Annotated in this window: 15 protein-coding genes and 4 tRNA genes; 2 read left to right on the forward strand and 17 right to left on the reverse strand. The window is 38.1% G+C overall.

All coding sequences use genetic code 11. The features are described 5' to 3' along the window. Positions 1-367 precede the first annotated feature (367 nt). The 17 genes from KHS79_RS08610 to KHS79_RS08690 form a co-directional block, all read right to left on the reverse strand. Positions 368-2,521, reverse strand: coding sequence for a peptidase domain-containing ABC transporter (locus tag KHS79_RS08610; protein ID WP_212718308.1), 2,154 nt, complete (start codon positions 2,519-2,521; stop codon positions 368-370). 30 nt (positions 2,522-2,551) lie between these two features. Next, positions 2,552-3,676 carry an HlyD family secretion protein gene (locus KHS79_RS26260; RefSeq protein WP_212718310.1) on the reverse strand — a complete coding sequence of 375 codons (1,125 nt, stop codon included), beginning with the start codon at positions 3,674-3,676 and terminating at the stop codon, positions 2,552-2,554. Positions 3,677-3,869: 193 nt separating this feature from the next. Beyond that, positions 3,870-4,763 carry a hypothetical protein gene (locus KHS79_RS08620; RefSeq protein ID WP_212718313.1) on the reverse strand — a complete coding sequence of 298 codons (894 nt, stop codon included), beginning with the start codon at positions 4,761-4,763 and terminating at the stop codon, positions 3,870-3,872. A 96-nt stretch (positions 4,764-4,859) separates the two neighbouring features. Then, positions 4,860-5,918 (reverse strand): grasp-with-spasm system SPASM domain peptide maturase, encoded by a 1,059-nt coding sequence (gwsS, locus tag KHS79_RS08625; protein ID WP_212718315.1) that lies wholly within the window; start codon positions 5,916-5,918, stop codon positions 4,860-4,862. A gap of 240 nt (positions 5,919-6,158) precedes the next feature. Beyond that, positions 6,159-7,178, reverse strand: a complete 1,020-nt coding sequence (gene gwsG, locus KHS79_RS08630; protein WP_212718318.1) for a grasp-with-spasm system ATP-grasp peptide maturase — start codon at positions 7,176-7,178, stop codon at positions 6,159-6,161. 339 nt (positions 7,179-7,517) lie between these two features. Then, positions 7,518-7,673: a hypothetical protein gene (locus KHS79_RS08635; RefSeq protein WP_212718320.1), complete on the reverse strand. Its 156-nt coding sequence runs from the start codon at positions 7,671-7,673 to the stop codon at positions 7,518-7,520. An 83-nt stretch (positions 7,674-7,756) separates the two neighbouring features. After that, on the reverse strand, positions 7,757-7,921 hold the full coding sequence (locus tag KHS79_RS08640) for a hypothetical protein (protein WP_212718323.1): 165 nt from the start codon (positions 7,919-7,921) through the stop codon (positions 7,757-7,759). 88 nt (positions 7,922-8,009) lie between these two features. Beyond that, positions 8,010-8,174 (reverse strand): hypothetical protein, encoded by a 165-nt coding sequence (locus tag KHS79_RS08645; RefSeq protein ID WP_212718325.1) that lies wholly within the window; start codon positions 8,172-8,174, stop codon positions 8,010-8,012. A 562-nt stretch (positions 8,175-8,736) separates the two neighbouring features. Further along, complete coding sequence (locus KHS79_RS08650; RefSeq protein ID WP_212718327.1) at positions 8,737-9,624, reverse strand: hypothetical protein; 888 nt, start codon at positions 9,622-9,624, stop codon at positions 8,737-8,739. Positions 9,625-9,742: 118 nt separating this feature from the next. Then, positions 9,743-11,803, reverse strand: coding sequence for a TerD family protein (locus tag KHS79_RS08655; protein ID WP_212718329.1), 2,061 nt, complete (start codon positions 11,801-11,803; stop codon positions 9,743-9,745). A gap of 387 nt (positions 11,804-12,190) precedes the next feature. Continuing rightward, positions 12,191-13,237, reverse strand: a complete 1,047-nt coding sequence (locus KHS79_RS08660; RefSeq protein WP_212718330.1) for an RNA ligase (ATP) — start codon at positions 13,235-13,237, stop codon at positions 12,191-12,193. 91 nt (positions 13,238-13,328) lie between these two features. Continuing rightward, the gene (locus KHS79_RS08665; RefSeq protein ID WP_233468336.1) at positions 13,329-13,886 is read right to left on the reverse strand and encodes an HNH endonuclease; all 558 of its coding nucleotides are present in this window, start codon (positions 13,884-13,886) and stop codon (positions 13,329-13,331) included. Between the two features lie 43 nt (positions 13,887-13,929). After that, positions 13,930-14,226, reverse strand: a complete 297-nt coding sequence (locus KHS79_RS08670) for a response regulator (protein WP_027708344.1) — start codon at positions 14,224-14,226, stop codon at positions 13,930-13,932. 98 nt (positions 14,227-14,324) lie between these two features. Further along, positions 14,325-14,399 (reverse strand) — tRNA-Lys (locus KHS79_RS08675). Between the two features lie 9 nt (positions 14,400-14,408). Continuing rightward, a tRNA-Leu gene (locus tag KHS79_RS08680) sits at positions 14,409-14,485 on the reverse strand. A gap of 6 nt (positions 14,486-14,491) precedes the next feature. Beyond that, positions 14,492-14,579: transfer RNA gene (locus KHS79_RS08685), tRNA-Tyr, on the reverse strand. A gap of 1,042 nt (positions 14,580-15,621) precedes the next feature. Further along, a tRNA-Ile gene (locus tag KHS79_RS08690) sits at positions 15,622-15,698 on the reverse strand. 752 nt (positions 15,699-16,450) lie between these two features. Here KHS79_RS08690 and tagH point away from each other — a divergent pair. Continuing rightward, positions 16,451-18,904: a type VI secretion system-associated FHA domain protein TagH gene (gene tagH, locus KHS79_RS08695; protein WP_212718331.1), complete on the forward strand. Its 2,454-nt coding sequence runs from the start codon at positions 16,451-16,453 to the stop codon at positions 18,902-18,904. 17 nt (positions 18,905-18,921) lie between these two features. Beyond that, positions 18,922-19,389, forward strand: a complete 468-nt coding sequence (gene tssJ, locus KHS79_RS08700) for a type VI secretion system lipoprotein TssJ (RefSeq protein ID WP_051311420.1) — start codon at positions 18,922-18,924, stop codon at positions 19,387-19,389. Positions 19,390-19,408: the final 19 nt, after the last annotated feature.

The following is a 19,408-nucleotide window of genomic DNA, read 5'->3' on the forward strand; positions in this document are numbered from 1 at the left end:
AATTCACTGGATGCTATTGTATGTAAAAGGCAGGCAAGGCTTAGTAATGTACATCACAAGGCTACGATATGTAACAGATTAGGTTAAGATCGTAACTCTTTACTTTGATGCCCAGTGGTTCATTTTTACGGTAGGGTAAAGATTTGCGGAAGGCTTGCAAGGCGTTATACAGCCTTATACAAAGGCTGCTTTTAAACGTGGTTTTAATAAAAAAATCATATACCCAAAACGAAGGGTTTTTAAGGGCGGCCGTCAAGCGATGAAGCCCTGGGAGCTTATATTATTAATAAGTGACTGGGGTGAAGAGCGCTGACAACAAACCCTAAAAATGATTCGTGAAGGGTATAGATAACTACAATGTTACCAACTAAACCGCTTTTGCTTCAGATTGACTTTGATTAGGGGTTGTCTGGCCATTTGTTGTTTGAGTGACAAGTGCTTTTAAATCAATTATACGGTCGGCCATTTTAATAGTTTCTTCACGATGGGCAATAATAATTCTTGTCATGTCTAATTGTTTTAAAGCATCATTTACAAATTGCTCAGATTTCTTATCAAGGTGACTGGTTGCTTCATCCAAAAATAAAACTTTTGGTTGGCTATACAAGGCGCGTGCTATTAAAACACGTTGCATCTGTCCGCCAGATAAAGTGCTACCCATATCGCCAACAAGGGTATTGAACCCCATTGGCATGTTTAAAATATCTTCAGCAATTTTTGCTTGTTCAGCACATTCAAGCACACGATTCATGTCCAACTCAGGACAAAACAAGCTGATATTTTGAGCAACTGAACCTGATAATAAGACATCATTTTGCATTACCGCAGATATGGTATCGCGATAGTTACGCATGCCAAACTGCTTGATATCAATACCATCGATTGTAATTTGGCCTTCAGCAGGTTCTAAAAGACCCATCATAATTTTCATTAAAGTTGTTTTTCCGTAACCTGAGGGTGCGACAATAGCAACACACTCTCCAGCTTTGATCGTCAAATTTAATGATTTGAATAAGTATGGATCTTCCCCACTGTATTTAAAAGCAATATTGTGCAGTTCAATTTTACCTTGAACTTCATTATTCATAGTAATGCTAGACTCTAGGTGCTTTTCTTCATCGGTTAAGATTACTTCAGAGACCCGCTGAAGATGAAGTGAAATCATCTTATACTCAAAAAATTTATTAATAAAGGTTTGAGAACATGATGAAAACTGGCCTTGATAAGCAAAGAAAGCATACAGCATACCTATCGAAAACTCATTGCTCATAATAATAAGTGCACCGACCCATACTAATAGAACATACTCAATTCCAGTTAATAAATCATAAGTTGTATCACTGGATATAGTGAGTTTAGCTAAACGAATATCTGCATTTAGCCAGTCAGCATAAGCATTACGCCAAGTGGATTGCCGTGTTGATTCATGATTTGATATTTTAATGGTTTGAATAGCACGAACACTTTCTAGAAATATCGAATCTTCATTTGCTGCGAATTGAATACTTTCTTCTGTACGCTCCATGAGCAATCGATAAATAGCAAGCCGGAATATAAAATAGATTCCTATTGCGGCCAGCGTTATGCAGGTGAGTGTTACGCTATAAATGCACATCATTGCTAACGTAATGAGTGCCATAAGACCATCAACTACACCTTCAATAAAACCAGTGCTTAATAACTGGTTAATTTTGTCTAAGGAGCCAAACCGAGAAAGTACATCGCCTACATGGCGTTTTTCAAACCATGTGAGAGGCAAGCGCATTAGATGACGGAAAAAATTTGATAATAGCTGTATTCCTAAAACGCTTCTTAAATAGACAATTAACCACGAGCGAAGTGTACTCGTAAGTACTTTTACACAGGTTAACAATAAGAAGCCTATACCTAATACAAACAAAAGATCTTTGTCTTTATTCACTATAACGCTATCAACGACGACTTGGATAAAATACGGTAAAATAAGTGAAAAAATTTGAATAGCGATGGCTAGTAGAAAAATTTGAAGTAAACTACGCTTGATTCCTGTGATACTTTTTAGAAATGTTCCTAAGCTGAGATTAAGGCGTTTGTCTACTTGTTCAAAACGTTTGGAAGTTGATAACTCCAGTGCTACACCGGTAAAAGCTTCTGACACTTGCTCCCAGCTTAAACGTTGTTCTCCCATAGCAGGGTCGTGAATGACTACATGGGACTTTTTAGCTGCTTTAAGGACAACAAAGTGACACATTTTCCAATGTAGAATACAAGGAGTAGAAACTTCTTTTAAATCATCAAGCTCAATCCTTATAGCTCTGGAGTTCAGTTTTAGTTGATCACTGATTTTGATAATTTGTGATAAGCTGGCACCCTTTAGACTAATATTACACTGCTGTCTCAAGGTCAATAAGTCGGTTTTATAACCATGATAGTTTGCTATCATACAGACGCAAGCTAGCCCACACTCAGAGCTTTCACTCTGAAATATCACGGGGAGTTTTTTGGTGAAATGTGCCCCAAGTGCTTCCATTATATTCATCATTTTACTAAATACTTATCTTAATGCTGTGATTTATTCACTAAATAATGACTGCCTACGTAAACTATAAATTGGCTCAAATATCCAACCCAGCAGGGTAGTTTGTTGCCCAAGAATACTTCCCATTAATTGCATCCCTGGTTGTAGATTATACTGACTACCAAAAGCATCAATTGTTTGTTTATTTAATTTAACAGAGACTTTATAAACTGGCTCATTAATGTTAATAGACGTATTCAGGTATTTAGGTTGTAGTATTGTATGCGAAATAGCTGTGATTTCACCTTCATGGTGGCCAAATTTTTGGTATGGAAAGGCATCATACTGAATAAGTACTTTTTGACCTGGATGTGTAAAACCAATAGATCGACTAGGTATATATAGTTCGGCCATTAGCTCACTTTGTGCAGGCAGTACTGTGAGTAATAAGCTTTCAGTATCAACGTGCTGACCAGATTTAGCGAGTAGAGCACTGACCTGCCCAGTCACTGGGGATTTTATAACGTAACCTTTTTGAGACTTGGTTTCGATTAGCTGTTGTTTTAAAGAGAGTTGTTCTTCACTAAGTTTAAAGATAGTGTTTTCTATTTCCAGCTCTTTTTGTTGAGATGATTTTATATCTTCATTAAGTTCCATTTTTAACCGGCCAAGCTCACGTTGATCAACGTGAATATTAATTTCAAGCTCTCTCTTTTTGTTTAGGATATCTTTATAGCTGCTTTCAGAAATTTGCCCACGCTTATATAAATTTGAGTATGCAATGACATCTTTTTCTAAAGAACGCTTTTGAGCATTTCTCAGTTTAATTTGTTTTGATAAGTGTTCAAGCTCAATATCGGTATTCGTTTTCTTTTGTTGAAGGCGTTCTTTTTCAAGTGTTAGTATATGATGACTTTTTGATATTTGATTTGTTATTAATTTATAACGGTGTTCAATTTGTGTGATAAGTTCTTGATCAACATCACCAGTCGTTGTTTGTCTTTCTGTTTTCACTCGGATGAGGGGTTGACCTTTTTCTATAAATTGACCTTCAATCACATTTATTTGATCGACTACGCCATTTCTGATGCCAAAGACTTCACTGATTCCCTTTGAAGGCTCAAGTACACCAGAAACAACTTCGATTTTTCGATAACTTCCCCAGCTTAAATAACTCACTAAGATAACCAAAAAAAACAAAATAAAGATAACGTAAATAGAAAAAGAGATAGGTCTTATGATCAGTATTTTACCAAAATTATGATGAAGTTTTTCATAAACTTCAGCTCTAAAAAGCGAATTTTTTGTTGAGTTTGACATATAATACACGTAGTGAGTTGGTTATACTCATGGCTAAGGGTGGATATAGATATTATTTTTTTACTTGATCATTACCTGGTTGATTGGTTTTTAATAATTTATTAACCTGTTTTCGGTAGTTGTCTTCTGAGGGTACGCGCCAATACAACTTTAAATCATTTGATATTCTGTGAGAAGGCTGTTGATAGAAGTGACCATCTTCAATTACATATTGTGTGCCAAATAGCTGTGGGCACTGTTGAGCTATTAAATATCGGTCAAGAGACGCTGCTGCTAAATAACGAGCTTTATCATGGTGTGGATTGACTTTTAATGCATTGAGACATAATTGATGTGCTAAGTAATATCCATCAGCTGCTTGACTATGCTGAAGTATCATAGCTGCATGATAGTAATCATCAGCAGATAAAGTAAGTTGATGACGTGTAATTTCAATAACACGCTTGGTGCGTTGCTGATCACGCTCTGAGATTTTATTCCACATAGCTATAGTTTGCTGACTCGGATTTTTAGATAGAGTTGACTGTTTCCTGTCATTTTGATCAGCCTCATAAAGCGATAAAAGTGTATTATTTATTTTCTTTAAGTATAATTTTTTATTTGTTATGACTTTTGTAAGCAGGTGTAAGTAAAATGGTTTATTTGTAATACTTGGGAAATCATTTTTCACTTGCTCTATATTATAAAATCCACTTTCTATCGATTCTGTTAGAGTAATCATTGCTTGTTTTATATTGCCCTGACTTTTCAAACATAAGGCAGAATCATATAAATCTGAAGCTTTGTTAGGGTTATTATTGTACTGTGCTGAAATTTTATATAAAGTTGCGCATTTATGATAGTTGTTGTTTAATTTAGCAGAAAATGCAGTTGTTCTAATATGTTCTAACAAACTAAACTGCATTTTAGGCACCTGATTAATACAGGCTTCATTATCGAATTTCATGTTTTTTGTACTACATCCGCTTATGACTGTGGCGCTTATTACAGTGGATAGTATAATAAAACAGTAATTCTTGAGCGATTTCAAACAATCCATTACTTACTGACCAATGATTTTGATAGGTTCAGGTTCCCAGTCTGCTTTATAAGGGTTATAATTGCATCGTTCGGGCTTAGAGTAAATATTGTTGTTGTCACTAATAAGACCTCTGCAATCAACGCAAACATATCTGAATTCACAATCCTTGCAGACTAATATATCATCTTTAGTTATTTTCCATAACGATGAAAATGACTTATTATTTTTTACCAGGTCAATAACATCAATCTGGTTGTACTTACCATAGCTTTCAGCCTGTACATTGCAATTTTTAACTTGACCATCTACATCGATAGATAATTTTTTATTAAGGCAAGAGTTATAATGCTGTGACTCCGTAAAAAGTGACATGTTTCCTATCATAAGGTTTTCTGAAACATAACCGCAGCAGCTGGCTGAAGTTATATCTTTTTGGAGAAAAATGACTTTTCTTTTGTCGTAATCATTATCTTTAATAATATTAGATGGGGAACCATGAATAATAAAAGAGTTAACCCTTGGGTAATCCAAAAAGTAATCTTTATCTATAGCTCTTTGTTTCCAGGTATTATATGGAATATATATATTGATATTTCTAATGCAACTTGATTCTGTAGCATGAATGAAGTTAGTTACGATATCAAAGTTGATATGTTCGAAAACTCGCAAATCAATCGCTTGACAGTTGAGTTTGTCTAATATTTTGATGATATCAGTATAACTATGTTTAGAGCTTTTATTAACATCAATAACGGCGTTAGTAATATCACTAGGCGTTTTCCAGGTTAAGTCAAGTTCAGGAAAGCATTCGGGCTGATCTGTGTAAAATCCATATTCATTCTCAATAATAAATTCCATATACTCTTTTAAGATAGGCTGATCATTTTCTTGATAATTTTTTAGCACAGTTGGTAAATAAGTAGTCTTGCATTGGTCAATAAATTCAAGAAACTCATTTGGTATCAACCTCATTTTATGACGTTCAAGATCAATAAGTAAAGATCTTGCATAGCCTTTTACAATCTGAATAGATGAGTATAAAAGAAGATAACATTTAGCTGTAGGGTTTTCATAAATCATTGTATTACTTCTCAAATAAGTCGTTTTCGAAACTGCAAAATCTGGTTACATGCTTTTCAAATTGGTAACAAAGCATATTGTCAGTGTTGTATTTTGAGCATTTGGTATACCTTATCGTGTAATTTTTCTGGCTATTACTTGGTGGTTCGTTGTATTTCATAAAATAATATGGAAGGGGAAACTTATTGATATGCTGTTCGTTATAAAGCTGCTTAAGTGTCTTGGTTAAGTTATTTTGGCTCATGCTTTTTGTTCCATAGACAATATATAGTCAGCAATTTTTTCTTCTAAATAGTAGTTGCAAGGTTTAGATACCATACCAAATTGCCCAACTGGATTTACTTCAAGAAAAACATAGCGATTATCTTTGGTATAAACCATATCAACCGACGCTGTTTTTAATTTTAGCTGTTCAAGTAAACACTGTAACTTTTTCTCAATATCAGTCGGTAATTTAAATGATGTGTTCCTATTTGGCTTAACTCTATCATAACGTCTAAAATCAATTTGAGTTTGTGAATTTCTCTGAGAAAAAATAGTCATGGGGTAGAAAGAACCATCCAGATAAAAAACTCTAAGCTCAAACTGTTTGTGAAGTAACTCTTGAAACAAAGAGGTGCCTATTTTTGTAGGCATTTGATCAATCTCTTTCGCTGTAACTTCTTCTGTATAACTTACATAACTACCATTTTTGTCATCAATATATAAAAAGGCTTCACTGATTGGCTTTGTAATAATGCGATCTTTATTTATTAGAAACTCCTTTACTTCTTCGCGAGAATTAGTAATAAGTGTGTCAGGTATGCATAGATTTACTTGATCAGCAATATCAAGTACCTGTAGTTTGTTTACTTCAATGAATCCTTTATTTAATGACCTATCATTGCATGACAGATGACTATGCAACCAGTTATCTAATATTAAACGTTCTTGTCTGAGATGATGGTGTGTAATGACCGCTAATTTCACTTTTTCATTTTTATCCAGCTGATCGTTAGAGAAGTCTGTTATATTCCAATTAAAGTCAAACCATCTTCTGAACCAAAAAGCATTATTTGGGTTTGTTTCATTGTTTTTTTTGAGTGTGCCATCGAGAGATGTTTTTATTTCTTTATTGCCTGGCTTTAGTCTGATAGAAAAAGGTTTTGTCCTGAAGTCATCACCTTTGATTCTTTTGGGGGCACTATCTTTATTATATAGCCAAGCCATAACTTCATCTGTTGATATGTCATTATCTGTGTGCGTTATTATTACTGACAATGTCCCTCTCCAGTAAAAGTAAAACCCAAAGTGAGTTATACTCGTTATATATCATATCAAGTTACATTAGTTGATATACCCTTCACGAATCATTTTTAGGGTTTGTTCTCCTCGCTCTTGACCACCAAGGATGGTGGGAATGCAGTTTATGCATAATGACATGGATGTCATATAGTAGAGCAATGCAGGAGCTATTGCCGAGGAGCATTTAACTGCCACCCTTAAAAGTCCTTCGTGCTAGATACAGTATATTTGTTAGCTGTAGAATATAACCACTTCAGGTGTTTTGTTATCGCAACTTAATTAAGTGCACTTTTAAATGCGCTTAATATAAGAATATTAGAAGTCGATTTTAATACGATAAACGACGTCTGGTTTATTGCCAGGCTGTGTGCTTTCAATAACCGCTTCTTGATAGGTTGTACCACCTCCGGCAACGGTTTTGATTTCATCTTGAGTTAGTTCGTGGAATTTGTTGTCATTGATACTTTTCATTCTAAATCCTTAGTAAATTATTTTAACCTTAAACAGCTGGCTGTCTAATGCACTGTATTATCCAACTATATAAAATACAACTATCAATCCCAACGAAACTTTACTCGCCAGTCAGTTGTTGTACCACCATTTGGTTTCATAGTTGAGTAAGCTTCCATAACCCTTTCAGAAGTTCCACTACCACCTGCAACTAATTCAACTTCTTTAGCATTGAGTTCTTTGAAAGCTTTTTCATTAATACTTTTCATTAATACAATCCCTCGTTGTACAGTATAGAAATGTTGATTTACCCAATATGGGTAAATCAACACTTTTTAGTGGTCTAAACTACAACTATTAATCCCAACGGTAGTCTGCTTTCCAGTCAGTTGTGGTGCCACCATTTGGTTTCATCGTTGAATATACTTCAGTTGTTCCTTCAGAGGTGCCACTACCACCTGCAACCAATTCAACTTCTTTAGCGTCTAGTTCTCTAAAATCTTTTTCATTAATACTTTTCATATTTTATCCTTACTGTAATTTGGATTTTATAAAATGCGCGCCTAATGAATTTATATTTTTCATGGGATAATGGTCAATTAGACGAAAGTATAATAGAAGCTTAAAAATGCAAGTTGTAGTGTGGAGTTTTTTTATAAATTTTATAATTTCGGAAAACTACGTATGTGTTTTTAATTGAGTGGCTTTTGAAATCTGTTGTTATTGTTAGCTTTAATGTGTAAGAATAGGCTCGTTCAAATAAAATGCTAAGTTTATATGTTATAGAGATAAATGATACTCCATTATGGAATAGTTTAATTTTTTAAAAACTATTGAGTGCTTGAATTTTATATGCTCCGAACGGAGAGTTATAAGGGGTACAAGTTTGGTTTTTTTAAGACTATCCCCTAAAAATGATTAGTGCAGAATTTATACCCTTCACGAATGATTTCTAGGCTTTGTTATCTTCAATGTTCACCCTAATCACCTATTAATATAGGCTCATGGGGCTTCGTCACTTGATGGCAGCAGCTAAAAACCATTCGTACTGGGTATATATTAATTTTAGGGTGCTTATAAAATATCAGCGAATTGCCCGTAAGGCTGTAAGTAAATCCGGCAGTAGTTGTATATAGGTTCCAATGTGAGCAATAATACTGGTGGCATCAGGTTTAGTTTGCAGGATGCTGTTTTCTACACGAGTAATCACTTCGTGTAGGAATTTTTTAGCGCGAAATTTATTTACACCATACTCAGTTAATGGTGCGATGAGTGGCGTTGCTGCTAGTAATACCACAGCGCCACTGACAGCACCACCGACTGATATCCAGGTTGGTACACCAGCCCATTTTGCCCATAACGCCCCCCAATACGACTGTTGACTGATATAAAGACTCGTCGCTGCTGCAGAACCGATACCTAAAGCACTGCCGAAGACCAGCTTATCGCTGAAAGAACGACCGATTAGCCCTAAGGTAAAAAAGATAGCCATATCCCGGCTACCTTCATGTGTTATTGTTAATCGGCTGAGTGCTTGCTGTAGATGTTGTTGGGCCTGTTCTGGTGTATAGGTGTCAATGATCTGTTTTATTTCCAGCCAATCTTCGGGGTTAACATCTGGGTGTTTGGTGATGTGGGTTATGATTGTTTGTTCAAGCGAAGGTAAATCAAGCAGTTCATTAATCAGTATTTGACTAATTTCTATTTCTTTCTGGCTTAGAGATAATGGTTTTTCGATGTGTTTTCCCGCTAACCGTTTAGCAAGACGCCATGTGGCTCTAGGAATCGTAGCAAGGTCGCGAGGGATATCTTTGCGATGCTGCCAGTGGCGGTGAAGCACACGGCGTAAGGAGGCAAAGTGCTCTGCATACACTTTATCAACACGCTCTTGTGCTGCTGTAAAATGGCTTTTTACCAAGGCTTGCAGTTCTTCTTCCCACTGCTCAGTCGAGTTGAGTATTGGTGTTGACATCGCGTATTGTATGTTTAGTGGCTACTGATGTTTATATTGTTACTGATTTTGCTAACAAACAATAGAACATACTAGTAAAGAAAAGCTGATCGCGAGGAGAAATCTCACCTCGCTGTTATCAATCGATATAGTCTGCATTAATATCATTGATGTGAAACGGTGTAACGCCTTCATCCAATGAAAACACCGTATCAGCTTCATCACGGTGTTTTACCCTGGCGCCACGCGCTTTGGTATGCAATGAAAATAAGTCATACAAGGATAACTTATGACTCATAGTGATCACAGCTTCAAGCTTTTCTTCGATTGATGCGTAGTTAGATTCAATATTATTGCCACCATAAAATCTATGCCCTTTCATAGCAACATCGACCCAAATCGCTTTGCGTTCCAGTAAATCGAATACAACAGGGATCACATTGCGTGATGCGGTGCGTACATCAATTTTTTGTTCAACCGTTTTAGGATCGTAGACTTCATTGCTATTAGGCTTTGAGCGCGTCATCCAGCCTGCATAACAAGTCTCGTGCTGCTCAAAGGTAGGACCGTTAAATACAAGTACATTCATAACCACATAGCGAGCACCACACTGGCAAGCACTGTTGATATCAATATCAATAAATTCACTGGCACCATTGGTAGCACGAGTAATGTCGCCACTATGATAGGCTTTGTACTTTTGCGATTTTAAATTGGTATAGCTTACATACTCGATTAACTGAAACTGCTCATCATGAAATGATGCACTTAAGTCGATATCAAGCCCAACCCAATAAATAAAAAATCGCAATGTGCTTTTATCACCAATCGGTAAACGAGTGCCTCTTGCAACATTAAATAAACCTTCAGCTGCACTGCGTTGCTGTGAAGGAACAGGGCAATGCATAAGCTCTGGATCTATCCAAACATTACCTAATGAAGTTTTTTTCGAAAAACGCTCAATTAGGCGAGAATCAATGCCTTTTTTAAGAAGCAATACAATGGACTTGTCCAATGCTTCAAGAGGCGCATTCACCAATACTGCTTTTTGCACGTTACCTTTTGGAAATACCACACGTTTATCAACATCTGAGGCTCGTCTACCAATATGTCCTAGCAGCTGCAGTAAGTTTCTTGTTGGTATTTTATCGGCAATATCCAAGAATGCATTCGCTACAAGAATTTGATCTTCACAGTTTTCAGTCATTCGTAATGTCTGATCAAGGCGTCGGCCAAACTCACCTGGGCGCTGGCGTAATAAATCAACAACAGATTTGAAATCATTGGCTTTGATTAATGCTTCCAGTTTACTGTAGAAGCTTGCCAGCGTTTCATTATTGCGTGCTTTTTTCGCGATGGCATTAACGTGATTAGACAGTTCACCAACATGTAAACCATGAAATAACCGCACCCACTTGTTTCGGTGGCGACCAATATCTTCCTCATTAATGACTTTTTCAAGCGCTCTTACAAGTAACTTTCGGTATTTACGAGGCAGCGATTTAAACTTGGTATTTGTTGCCAGTGAAACATCGCCTTCCGATAAATAAGTGGCCACACGCAATACATCTGTTGCAGTTTTAACTAAATGAAAAATAGGTTTTTCCTGCTGCATTAATTCTGCGATAATCACACATTTGTTTTCTGCAAATGGAATATCATCTGGGTATTGAAGGTTGTCGTAATGACGCATAAACCAGCTGATTATTCCTTTGTCTTCATCAGATAATGAGTCTGCAGATGCAACTAACGTTGTGAATATATTTCTAAAACTGGTTTCAGTAACAACATCAATTTCACGATACTTTATCGCTTCAAATGCAGAGGAACGAGATAGTGACTTATATTCAGGCAACCATTGGCCGTATGTCCAGTAATGACATAGAGCATTAAAATATAGCTCAATAGAGGAGGTGTTTATGACCTGCTCTGGGAAATTGGGATACATAGGCCGATGCGTTACATCACTACCAGTCATTGCTTTTAAATAACCAAGCATTTTTTCGTGAAGCGTTTCAATTAATGCTAATGGAGATTTCTCTAAGGCTTCAAACAAAGCCTTAGTCATTACAAACCCTAATTGCATCATTTCCGCATTGAGGGTTAATACTGCTGCGTAATTTTGATTGTTATCATTGCCTGAATCGACAACCAATCCGTTTAGCTTAGTTAAGCTGATTTTAATTTTATGTGTATCCATAATGAGTTCCTAAAAAATTAATAAGAGAGCAGCAACGCTAAACAGGTCGATCCTAAGTCGACTGCCTTTAGGGCAGCTAGAAGGAAGCGTATGCCATAGCCTATTAAAGTGAGGAGAGCGAATGATCTAGTTTCATGGAAAGTGAGTATAGAAGGAAGATCAATCATAGCCTCGCCCATGATATAGCACATCGTGGGCCAACTCTTAAAAACTATCTAAAAAACATTGATAACCTATTGAAATATAATAATTTATTTTTGATCTATGTCGTGCAAGCGCTTAACTAGATCTTTTAAGTTTTAAAGTTAATTATTTAATTAGATAGCAATCTATCAAATTAAATAATAATGGTGTTTGTTAGATATAGGGCTAACCTTAGCCCTATGTCTATTTGTAACTGTGTTTAAGAAGGTAATAGTTTGAGATGACTTTAAATGAAAGTCGTCCATTTACCTCTTTAAACACTAAACCTTCCCGTCGTGTTTTTGGGTTTAATGATGGCCCATCAGCAACAGCCAGTAATGTTTCCAAATCACTGCCAATATTGGTGAGTTTATCAACAGTAACATGAGGTACGTGTTCCAGCTGTCCACCATATGAGCGTAATTCATTAACAACCGCATGGCGGTCATGATGACCAAGATAGCACTGTGCATCGATATCGTAGATATCATACAAATAGAATGCTTGGCCTGTGAGTTTCTCAGGATTTCCTTGAATTCCTTCGCCAATAAGTTCACCTTGCAGCGCAATGTTTTTACCTAAAAGGCTCAGAGAATCAATTAATCTTGAAGCTCGTGCCACTTTCCATAGAGAGTTTCCTGGTGTTTCTGTTAGCCACCAGTTACGGCCACAAACACCTATTTCACTATCGTTGTGAAAAACAGTCATACTGGACCCGTCAAGTTTGACTGTAACTTCAAATAAACTGTTCAACTCACTCACCCAAACATCAGGCAAGTTTTGAATACGCTCTTGATCAGTTTTACGAATGAAGCTTGGAAATCCGCCATGTACTTCTCCAGACAAACATGCAGGAATAGGTGCTTCCCATTTTTCAATATTGAGTAGTCCACTGAAGTCTCGATCTCGAATATCAGATAATTCAGCACCATCAATTTGCAGCATAATTTCTGGAAATACCGTTAATGGCAAAATTAATCCTTGAGAGAGTTGCCCTCGTAATTTCATCGTTCTTAAGCGTATACCTTCCTTCTCTTGCCAAGTAATTTTATTTTTTGCAAGAAATGCAAAACGCTCATCTTCTATTGGTAAAAATGAATCAATTTCAAAGAATACACATGGATCATTAACAGAGAATTCATTTTTTTTGACAACGACAGTCCAACCTTCAACTGTTGCACATTCAATGGCATCTGCATCGGGTATGGATGAAATTGCATCCACTTTTCTTACTGTAACTAGTTTACGCATACTACTTCCTTATTGGGGGTATTCATGTCTAATTACCCCAATACTTTCCTTTTAATATCCATACTATCTATGTTCCAGATGAAGCCGCCATTTAAGCGGCTTTCCAATCCCGGTTACCCGTAAATTGCTTTTCCAAATATTCCATTTGGTCTGCAAGTACCGTATGTTGTGCAAGGAACATTGACTCAAAAACATTGGGCCGAAATGGTACTGCCAACAGTGCCATACCAGCTGCTTCAGGTGTTCGGTCTGCTTTGAACTGGTTGCATCGCCGGCAGGCTGCTACAACATTTTCCCAGATATCCGGACCACCTTTTGATCGTGGTATAACATGATCTCGCGTTAATTCCGCGTGAGTGTGTTGAGTACCACAATACATGCACCGGTAGTTATCTCGACGAAACAGCATTTGATTGTTAAACCCTGCTGTACGACGTCGGTGGTGTATATCACCTTTTGTTGCAATAACTGGACTGATCTCTAAAAAAGACTGTTCACCGCTTATACGGTTAAAACCGCCCAATAAAATCAGATTTTTTTTACCCAGTTCCCATTTGACCAAATCTTTTACATAAAGCACTGCAGCATCTTCGCAAGAAAGCCAAGAAGTAGGTGTGCCTGAAAGATCTAGTCGTAATACTCTGCCCATGTTAATTACTCTTTATCTATACCCTTCACGAAGGGTACCGTTATCAATGTCCTTTAATAAATGTTGTACCATCTGCTGTACGATAGCCGCTCCTTGTTAATGTTAAAGCTAACAAGACGCGTTTATCACGATCACTTTCTGTTATCACCACAAATCGTGGAAGTAAATTTTTTTCTCTGGCCCACTCTAAAATAACCTTGCCGTTATGTCGGCCATTTAAGTAAAAATCAATTGCCAGAATAGAAACGCTATGTTCATTTAATATTTTTTTTGCGGAATTACCATCATTGCAGTATATATCAGCGTTATAATTACCGCGCTTACTCACAGCTACCCGCACGGTATTTTCCTCCTTTGAAAATGCTTAGGGCTATCAGCTCCGCAATGATCAGGCTTGAAACATCAGAGCATTACCCGCTGAGCAAATCTCTCATTAAATGGTTGGAGGTATGGGAATTGAACCCATCTATGCCGGATTAAAAGTCCGGTGCTCAACCGCTAAGCCAACCTCCATTCGTAAATTGGTACCCAGCCCCAGATTCGAACTGGGAACATCCTGATTCTAAGTCAGGTGCCTCTGCCAATTGGGCTAGCTGGGCAATAATTGGTGAGGGTAGATGGAGTCGAACCACCAAAGCTTTCGCCACGCGTTTACAGCGCGCTAGAGTCGCCACGTCTCTTCTGTGTACCCTCGAAATGGAAATTTATTTATATTAATTCATGAGTACAAGTGAAAAATAAATACGCAAAATATTAATTAATCTATTGCACTTTACACGAGCTATTTTAAAAACCCTTCGTATTGGGTATATGTTGGCTCGTGTTTGCGAATCTTTTTAAACGATACTTGGCGAATTATTTTATTTCAAGTAAGAATTTTATTTGGATTTTTGTGGATATTCGTTTGAGTTATATGGTTTATTTTAGCGTGCTTTTTATTAAGGGTGAGTGGATTCCTATCGCCAAAAAATGCAATATTTGAGACAAGGGATCTCGGAGAAAAAATGACAATTATTCATAATTTCTCTACCAGTTAAAATAAGCTCATCATCTATAAAAAATCGTTCTAAACGTCACCTAAATATTTTTTCCTTGCTTACTTACTTTGTTCTAATCAGTATGCCATCGCAGGTTCAATAGACTGTATTCTGTTACGGAAACAGAGGTAACTATTGAGCTTTTAGCTCTAAATTATTTTCTTCGGGCGAAAAAAAACCCGAAAAGCTAACTTAGCCTTCCGGGTTTTCGTATGCTGTAAGTAAACGATGTCTGGAAGGCTTATTGCCTACCAGATGTCACATTCTTAGCAGGCAAAATAGGGACGCACGAGTTTCTCCAGGGAAATATCTATCATCCCCGGCGTCCAACTATATAAATTACCTTGTTGTGAATGTAAGTGAATCATCGTTTTCTCAAAATCTGGTTTGCGGGCATTATAGGGTTGTGAATAGGAAATGCAACATATTCTCTTTAATGGAGCGTGAATAGAGTAACGCAGGACTCTTCAATGTTATTGATGTTCAGTCAAAATACTTGTCACTTGATCAGAGGGTGCTCAACCATGATCTGAAATTTGGCTGCACATAGTGGGTTTACAGTGACAGTGCTTTCATAAAGCTATGAAACGGGTGTTGAGAACGAAGTTAGTGTTAGGGATCAAGGGCGGACAGGGATTCAATGATCGAAACGATCTATGAACATGCTCGGTTTGCTGCAGAGGATGAAAGGGTATGTATGGTGGGCCCTGCTGGACTTGAACCAGCGACCAACCGATTATGAGTCGGTTGCTCTGACCAACTGAGCTAAGGGCCCCTAACAGGGTCACGCATTATACGCGATCATTTTCAAGAATGCTACAGGTTTTTTATGTACGCTGACGCTTAGTTTTTGGCTAAAAAATATACAGTTAATCTATCGATAATGTCCTTCTATATGAGTCTATATAATTGCTCTTGCTCTTTTTCTAATATTGAAAAAATACGCGGGCGATAACTCAACTGAGGTTTGAAAGTACGAAATAAAGTACATGTGGTTATTAAATTGAGTCATTTTATTAAAAGATACTGAATGTGTGAGTGTTTTACAATTTTTTAAGTTAAGCAGGTGTTGTGTAAATAATTATTATAGTGAGAAATAAGTCATGTAATTTATTGTTTTAAAGCATGTTTTGGGTCGCTATATAACAATTAATTTTGTGTTTAAATATAACCACATAACTATACCCTTCACGAATCATTTTTAGGGTTTGTTGTCAGCGCTCTGCACCCCAGTCACTTATTAATATAAGCTCCGGGGGCTTCATCGCTTGACGGCCGCCCCTAAAAACCCTTCGTTTTGGGTATATATGTTGTTAGAAAGTCATCGCTCTTTCCTAGTTGCAGCGGATACGAGTCTTGTAAATTATTTATAGGAGTAGTGTTCGTTCAAGTAATTTTGTGAAGCGATTAACTATACTTACCTGTAATTCGTTTTTTAAACCTTTTTGAGTGATAAACATTGTGAATATCACTGTGCCATTTGCGGATGTTGTATGTTGCAAGCAGTAAAAACACAGGATCAATAACGTGGAACTGTTGCTGAAGGTTATCAGTCCCCAGCGTCATGAAATGGGACAAAATGAAATGAGGGTTTTTCAACCTTCAGGAGGAACTATTGGCCGCGCGAGTCAAAATGATTGGGTGTTGCCTGATAAGAACCGTCATTTATCGAGTAAGCATGCAACGATTACTTACGAGCAGGGGGCTTACTTTATTACGGATACCAGTACCAATGGTGTTTATCTCAACAATTCGTCCGAGCCCCTTGGTAGAGGCCATACTGTCCGCTTGCAGCATGGTGATCACATTCAAGTGGCAGACTTTGTTATAGAAACTGAGCTGCTTCAGGATGCAAGCCTGGTGCCTACGTCGAGCTTATCAGCTGAAACACGCGGGGATGATCTTAATGGCTTGATTACACCGCAAAAAACTCAGGTTGAGCTAGATCCACTGGCTTCATTTTCAGAGCAAAGTAGCTCTTCGCTTTATTCGTTCAGTACAGATGCCAGCATAGATCAAAACCAGCAACCTTTTGATCCTTTAGATGGGTTTATTGGTGCTGGCGGTGCTCAGTCAGACCATGACTCTGTTTTAGATTCGAGTTTTATTCCACCAACACCTGTTGGCACTGATCCACTGTCTAATGATATCGGCATACCAGGTTATCCTCCACCTCAACCACCAACAGCAGAGCCTTCCAGCTCGGCGCCCAACCCTCAAGCTCATCAAGATTTATTAGCTGGTTTTGGCGCTGATGGTTTGGGTAGTTCACCATTACAGTCATCTCCGGCCTCGTCACCGGCAATTGGGGAAATGGGTAAAACGCCGTTGACGAATGACCCTTATATAGCTTCCCCCTCACAGCATAATAATTCCGAACAACCGCTTATTCCTGATGGTTTTTTACAAGGGGGGAATAATCAAGCAAAACCAGGCTATCCTGGTCCTGGTGCTATGGAGTCATCTGCAATTACCGCAGAGCCTCAGCCACAAGGTCCTAACTTTTTACAAGAAGATATTACACCGCCAGGCTTTGATGCTGAGCATGTTGACCTTGGTTCAGAGCAAGCACAAAGCAATCCGGTAAACAGCCAAGGGCCATTGATTCCTGATGACTTTATGTCAGAGCAGAGTGTAGCCAACACTTCTCATCAAGCTCAAACCGTCAATGAAATACCTGCAATAAAAAGTGATACAGGCTTAATACCAGATGACTTTTTGGCTGACTTTGGACCCGCGATAGATTCACCGGAGGCTGCTCCGCGCGTTGTTGATGAGAAAGCTAAAAGTGAAGAGAAAAGTGAAGTTACCTGGGGCAACCATCGAGCAACAGAAGACTCACCGTTACCTGATCATGATCAGCCACTTTTTGCCAATGATTTCTCTGCTTCAACCGAAGCCTCTGATCTACTAAATCAAAGTTTAAAGCAGAGTGGAGAAGAACCTCTAGTAGCTGATAATCCAGAGCAGGTGATATCGGGTGATGATATTTTAGCCGCATTTGAAGCACATTCTGCTGCAGAGCCAATGTCGAGTAAGTCGGCTAAAGCTGATGCTTCTGCAAGCCAGGATGCTTTCAATGTGGTACCAGCTGGGCAGAAGGCATTTCCAAAACCTCGACCACCTCGACCCAGGCGGGGACAGTCTGGGACTCAGAGGCCTAAGGCACAACCAATCGTCAGTCAGGAAAGGCCACAGCCTGAGCTGCAAAAGCCGGTTCGAGTCAAGGTTGAGCAGCAGTATGAAGCAAAATCCAATGTATCAGCGGCGATGCCAGTATCTCAGCAAGAGCAGCCCAGAACTCAATCTGACTCAAGCGCTTCTCAAACCGCTACTTCTACAAAACAAACGGATGCGCCTCAGCAGCCTACTATGCCGGCTATACCCGTTAAACCTGATAAAGCATTTAACCAGTTGCTGCTGCAGTTGGGTATTAATCCAAAGGATGTACCTGCTGAGCAATACAATCAGCTACCAGCTACACTTGGCAAAGTGATTCATAAAACGATAGAGGGGTTAATTCGGTTAATGATGACACGGGCGAACCTCAAGAATGAGTTTCGTATGTCGATGACGATGATCCGTACACAAGAAAACAATCCTCTTAAGTTTTGTGTCAGTGCTGACCAGGCGATTAAACAAATGTTAGTTAATCCTTTGCAAGGTTATCTGGATACTGAAAGTGCTGTGGAAGAAGCATTTCTGGATTTTGACAAACACCAGTTGGCGGTGATGGCGGCTACCCGATCCGCTTTAAACCATATGCTGAGTCGTTTGGACCCAGAGCGGTTAGAACAGCGCTTTGATGATTCAAAAAGCAAGGGCATGTCATTTGGTAATAAGCGAGCACGGTACTGGGAAGCTTATAAAGAGTTCTACCGCGATATTCTTGAAGAGGAAAATGTATTTCAAGCGTTATTTGGTAACGAGTTTGCCAGTGCTTATGAAGAACAGATCAATAAATTAAACCAGGATAATTAAACTGGAGGTTTCCAACAGTGAATAAGTGGCTAGCAAGATGGCAATACAATTTACTTTTTGGCTTGCTTTGTTGCGTTGCTATCATGACGACGGGTTGTTTTAAAAGTGAGACTAAACTGGATTTAGCTGTTGAGGTCGCACCGGACGCTAATCCTGATCACAGTGGTCGTCCCTCACCGGTTGTTGTCAAACTATATGAATTAACTTCACCTGTCGTTTTTGAGAATGCGGATTTTTTTGCGCTGTATTCAGATCCTGTCAAGGTATTGGGTGCAAGCTTATTAGGGCAAGAAGAGCACGAATTTGTACCTGGCACTAAGTCTGAACTTAATTTGTTGCTTAATCCATCTACGCAATTCGTTGCCTTTTTAGCAGCTTATCGTGATATTGAAAATGCTAATTGGCGATTGGTGGTGAAAGTCGAGCCGTTATCCAGCAATGAACTTGGCCTACGTATAAATCGTTTAAGTCTTTCAAAACAGTAGTCATTCAGCAGTAAGGACA

Source organism: Zooshikella ganghwensis, assembly GCF_018263875.1.
GTDB classification, from domain to species: Bacteria; Pseudomonadota; Gammaproteobacteria; order Pseudomonadales; family Zooshikellaceae; genus Zooshikella; species Zooshikella ganghwensis.